Genomic DNA, 5,152 nt, shown 5'->3' on the forward strand with positions numbered 1-5,152 from the left:
GCCCACGCAGCCGCCCGGCCCAACGGATGCCCGAACCGGGCCCGCCCAACGCGAGCAGCAACAACACCGGCCACACCTTCACAGCGGTCCCGAGACCGACCGCCAGACCGACTCGCCCCCAACGTCCGCCGCTGTGCTGGTTCGGCCCGCTCGCCGCCGGCCCGCTCGCCGTCAGTCCGCTCGCCGTCAGTCCGGGCGCAGCTGGCCCGCCGAGCCCCGCGACGGCGACCACGGCGAGCACCGCCGGCACCATGTCGAACCGTGCCACCGACACCGGTCCAAGGGCACAGATCCCGACCAGCCAGAACCGGGCCGCGGACACCGAACGGCGGGCAAGTATGGCGGTGATCGCGGCGTCCGCCGCGAGAATCAGCAGGAAGAACCCGACGTCGTAGGGAAATCCGGTCGCGGCCTCCAGCACGGATGGGACGACCAACACGATGGCGGCAGCCGGGGGATACTGCCAACGGTCGTCGCCGACAGGCAGGCCCCGACCGTGGAGCAGGCCACCTCCCCACTGGTCGTAGAGCCGGACGTCGCCCAGCACACCATGCTGGGCACCCAGGACCTTCGCCGTGATGGCCAACACCACCAGCGCTACTCGGGTGACCAGCCAAAACGCCCAGATCCGCCGGCCTGTCCACGGCTCGAGCCACTGGCGAACGCGGTCCACCCAGCGTCGGCGGCAGTCCACAGACCCGCTCCCCACACGCCGACCAGACCGTCGCCGTGCCGCCCTTGTGGGGCGGATGTCAACCGTCCGCACGATCAGGACGGTAGCGGGCCTCCCCCGTGCAACGGCTTCGGCGTGGCACGGGGACCCCTGGCCAGTGGTTGACCACGGCCCACGGCCCGGACGGCCCTCCGGGTGCTTCATCGGCCCCGGTAGGCTTTCGGCCATCCAGGCAAGGGAGACTTCGGTCAACCCTGCCGCGACACATCGTTCAGCACCCGAGTACTCTGCGTGATATAGCGGTGCATGTGTGCGACCGCCTCCCGGATCGTCCCAGCGATCAGGCTGACAACTGGTGGTGACCATCCGGGCCATGATCTACCCTTGCGTCCTGACACCCGGTCACCGACGAGCGTGCAGAGGCAGCCTCGCGACCCGCGACCCGCGACACCGTCAGCGCGGCGCACGCCCGGCCGGCACACGCCCAGCGCCGGCCGCCCGGCGCACTGCGCACTGCGCGGTCAACGGGGACCGCGTACAACACAAGGAGGTGTCTGAATGCTCGGATCTCCATCGGCGTGGGACACGGCACGGATCCAGCTGGAGAACGCCGTCCGCCACCTCGGCCTTGATGACGGCCTCCACGATCTGCTCCGGATGCCGCGTCGAGCGATCACTGTGAGTGTCCCGCTGATGCGTGACGACGGGCACCTGCTCGTCCTTTCGGGCTACCGGGTCCAGCACAACCTGGCCCGTGGACCCGCCAAGGGCGGCATCCGCTTCCACCCGTCCACCGACCTTGACGAGGTCAAGGCCCTGGCCATGTGGATGACGTGGAAGTGCGCGTTGATGGGTATCCCCTACGGCGGCGCCAAGGGCGGTATCGCCGTCGACCCGCACCTGCTCTCCCTCTCCGAGCGGGAGCGGATGACCCGCCGTTACGCGGCCGAGCTCGTCCCGCTCATCGGACCAGAAAAGGACATTCCCGCCCCGGACGTGGGTACCGACGAACAGACCATGGCATGGATCATGGACACCTACTCGACGCACACCGGCTACACCGCACCCGGAGTCGTCACCGGCAAGCCGTTGTCGATCGGCGGATCGGCCGGGCGGGCCGGGGCGACGAGCCGGGGTGTACAGCTGTCGGCCTTCGCGGCGCTGGCCGAACACGGCCTCGACCCCTACGACGTCACCGTCGCCGTCCAGGGATTCGGCAAGGTCGGCGCACTCGCCGCGCAGTACCTCCACGACGCCGGCGCTCGGATCGTCGCGGTCTCCGACGTCAAGGGTGGCGTCTACAACCCGCAGGGGCTCAATCCGGCCGCCCTGCTCCGCCGGGTCCAGCGCGGCAGCGACACCGTCGTCGGGCACCCCGGAACCGACACGATCACCAACGCCGAGCTGCTGGAGCTCGACGTCGACCTGTTGGTGCCCGCGGCGCTGGAAGGGGTCATCACCGCGACGAACGCCGATCGGATCAAGGCGCGGATGATCGTCGAAGGTGCGAACGGCCCGATATCCGCGGACGCCGATCCGATCCTCGACGGAAACGGGGTCGTGGTCGTCCCGGACATCCTCGCCAACGGCGGCGGCGTCGCCGTCTCCTACTTCGAATGGGTACAGGACATCCAGGCCTACTTCTGGACGGAGGACCAGGTCAACGACCGGCTGTGCGACATCATGAAACGCGCCTACGGGGAGGTTTCAGCGCTGGCCACCGAGCGTGGCGTGAGCCTGCGCGCCGCCGCGCACATCATCGGGGTCGCCCGGGTCGCCGACGCGCACCGGACCCGCGGCCTCTACCCCTGACGCCACCGTCCCCGAGCCCCCCGCCGAGCTCGCCACGGCCGCGAGGCGGGGCGGACGGGCCGAACTCGGCGGCGCCCGCCGCCGACACCTTGATGATCGTCTCCATGTCGTCCGCCGGAGCCGTCCTGTTCCTGCGCTCGTGCCCACATGTCTCGCAGCGGTGCGTCAGGACGGTGTCATGGGGACGGGCCTCCACCGCAACCGGGCGCATCGGGCCGCCACACTGCGCCGCTCGATCACCGGGGTTGACGTCCACATGACGGGACCACAGGCAGCACGGACAGTGGTTGGTGTAACCGTCACCGTGGACCGGTGTCCCACAGGCGAGGCACTGGAAATCCTCGGTGGTGCGGACGAAGCGACGGGTCACCTGCCGACAGTATTAGAGCTACCGGCCATAGGGGACGCGGCGTCGCGGGGCTGGGGTGCGCTCACGACCGTTGTCCGAAATGCTCAATGAGTGATCTTCGTCATGGCACGGCCAGACCAGGCCACATCCACCAGAAGTGATCCCGCGTGTCGCCCGCCTCGGCCGAAGTTGTCGGACCCATCCTCTGAAATAGTGGGCGGCGAACCACAGCCCTGTGATTCGCGGATCCCGTCCCGTCTGGAGGAGGCCATCGCCGTGGCAGTCGCCCACGTCCTGGCACCGGAGTCCGAGACCCTCGGCCCGCCGCCACATCCCATCGAGGTACCGGCCGCCGAGCCACGGGGCTCCGTCGACTCCCCGGTGTCCGCGCGCGCCGCACAGACGGATACCAAGCGCGACACAGTGGATGCTTTGAGCGATCGCCAGCGCCAGATCCTGGAGTTCGAGCGGCACTGGTGGCGTTATGCGGGCGCCAAGGAGACCGCGATCCACGCCGAGTTCACAATCTCAGCAACCCGCTACTACCAGATACTGAACGCTCTGATCGACTCCCCCGCAGCCCTCGTCGCCGACCCCATGCTGGTCAAGCGGCTACGCCGGTTGCGGGCGACACGCCGACGGGCACGCGCCGGCGGCACCGCCCGACTCGACCCGGCTGAGATGTGAGCGCCCGCCATGACCGATACCACCGTCACGTCGCCCAGCCCGCCCCGGCCGCCCCGGCTGCGTCCCGGTGATCGACTGCACGCCATCGCGGCCGGCAGCATCGCCGTGCTCGCCGTGCTCGGCTGCATTCTCGTGGTCAATCTGGTGAACGACCCGTCCGCGGACAAATCTGCCGCGACTGCCGCTGCCGCTGCGGCAGCCGCCTCGGCATCGGCACACGCCCCGGCGGCGGGCGCGTCGCCGACAGCCGCCGCTTCCGCCGCAGCGGCGGCAGCCAGGCCGGCAACCTCGCATCCATCCGCGGCGGTTACCTCGCCGTCTCCCAGGGTCACGTCCCAACCGCCGGCAGCCGCGGCACCCGCCCCGGCCGCCGCGCCCAAGCACGTCTTCATTCCGATCGTGATCCTCAACAATTCCAAGATCCCGGGGCTTGCCGATTCCGCCCGGGCGCGGCTGGAAGCCGCGGGCTTCACTGTGGCACGGACCGGCAACTACCAGTCGGCGTACGACGTCCCGGAGCCGACCGTGTTCTACGACGAGGGACACCAGGATGCGGCTCAGACCGTGCTGGACCTGATCCCGGACGTGAAGCAGGCGAAGCCGAAAACCAAGAGCTTCGTCGCGGACGAGCCGCTCATCCTCGTCGTAACCAAGGCTTTTTCGCCAACCGCGCCCTGACCGCCAACGGCCGCGCGGCCCTGGCTGGCGGCCCTGAGAGAACAAGTGACGGACCTGACCTGATGACTTCCACGCCCGGTTCTGGCCCGATCGCCACAGCGCCGCGGACACTGGCCGGCGGCGCTGGGCTCGCGACCCTACTCACCGACCCGCGCCGCGCGCTGATCTCCCTGGACTACGATGGCACGCTCGCACCGATCGTCGCCCGCCCATCGGACGCCGTTCCGGCGCCAGGCGCCCTGGCCGCGCTGGCGCGGATAGCCCAGCAGGTCGGATCGGTCACCATCATCACCGGGCGGCCGGTCGAAGCCCTGCTCGCCCTCGCCCGCTTCACTGAACAGCCGGGGCTCGAGTCGATGGTCATCCTCGGCCAGTACGGGCTGCAACGGTGGGACGGCGTCACCAACCGGATCACGAGCCCCGAGCCGCTGCCCGGGGTCGCGGCGGTCAGGGCCGCCCTGCCACGGCTGCTTGAGGACGCGCCCGCCGGCACCGTGGTCGAGGACAAGAAGCACGCGCTCGTCGTACATGTGCGTCGCACCTCCGACCCGGAAGCCTCCCTGGCGGCTCTCACGCCCGCGTTGACCAGCCTCGCCGCAGACCACGGGCTCGAGGCGGCGCCCGGCAAACGGGTACTGGAACTGCGTCCGCCCGGCCATGACAAGGGGCGGACGCTACGCGACCGGGCGGCGGAACTGGGTGCCCGGTCGGTCCTGTTCGCCGGTGACGACGTCGGCGACCTGCCGGCTTTCGACGCTGTCGACCAGCTGCGGGCTACCGGGGTGCCGGGTCTGACCGTGTGCAGCGACGGCCCGGAGGTTCCAGCTCAGCTGCGGGAACAGGCAGATCTCGTCGTTCCGGGTCCGGAGGGGGTGGTCGCGCTGCTGCGCCTTCTCTCCGACCGCCTCTCCTGAAGCGTTTCCCGGTCGTCGAGCGAGCACCTTCAGGCGAGC

Annotated in this window: 5 protein-coding genes and 1 pseudogene; 4 read left to right on the forward strand and 2 right to left on the reverse strand. The window is 70.1% G+C overall.

What is annotated here, in order from left to right:
- A pseudogene (locus U9980_RS11580) lies at positions 1 to 673 on the reverse strand (hypothetical protein); the annotation flags it as partial.
- Positions 674 to 1,231: 558 nt separating this feature from the next.
- On the opposite strand from U9980_RS11580, the gene U9980_RS11585 reads away from it, so the two are divergent.
- Entirely contained in the window at positions 1,232 to 2,485 is a 1,254-nt protein-coding gene (locus U9980_RS11585) for a Glu/Leu/Phe/Val dehydrogenase (protein ID WP_322767916.1), read from the forward strand.
- On the opposite strand, the gene U9980_RS11590 is transcribed toward U9980_RS11585, so the two are convergent.
- Positions 2,430 to 2,855 carry an RNHCP domain-containing protein gene (locus U9980_RS11590; RefSeq protein ID WP_322749211.1) on the reverse strand — a complete coding sequence of 142 codons (426 nt, stop codon included), beginning with the start codon at positions 2,853 to 2,855 and terminating at the stop codon, positions 2,430 to 2,432. The genes U9980_RS11585 and U9980_RS11590 overlap by 56 nt on opposite strands.
- Positions 2,856 to 3,215: 360 nt before the next feature.
- On the opposite strand from U9980_RS11590, the gene U9980_RS11595 reads away from it, so the two are divergent.
- The 3 genes from U9980_RS11595 to otsB all read left to right on the forward strand — a co-directional run bounded on the left by U9980_RS11595 (position 3,216) and on the right by otsB (position 5,113).
- A complete protein-coding gene (locus U9980_RS11595; RefSeq protein WP_416210238.1) occupies positions 3,216 to 3,521 on the forward strand; it encodes a DUF3263 domain-containing protein in 306 nt (101 codons plus the stop codon).
- Between the two features lie 9 nt (positions 3,522 to 3,530).
- Complete coding sequence (locus tag U9980_RS11600; protein WP_322767918.1) at positions 3,531 to 4,199, forward strand: LytR C-terminal domain-containing protein; 669 nt, start codon at positions 3,531 to 3,533, stop codon at positions 4,197 to 4,199.
- Positions 4,200 to 4,261: 62 nt separating this feature from the next.
- Positions 4,262 to 5,113: a trehalose-phosphatase gene (gene otsB / locus U9980_RS11605; protein WP_322767919.1), complete on the forward strand. Its 852-nt coding sequence runs from the start codon at positions 4,262 to 4,264 to the stop codon at positions 5,111 to 5,113.
- Positions 5,114 to 5,152: the final 39 nt, after the last annotated feature.

The organism is Protofrankia sp. Cr1 (assembly GCF_963555865.1).
In the GTDB taxonomy this organism is placed as follows: domain Bacteria; phylum Actinomycetota; class Actinomycetes; order Frankiales; family Frankiaceae; genus Protofrankia.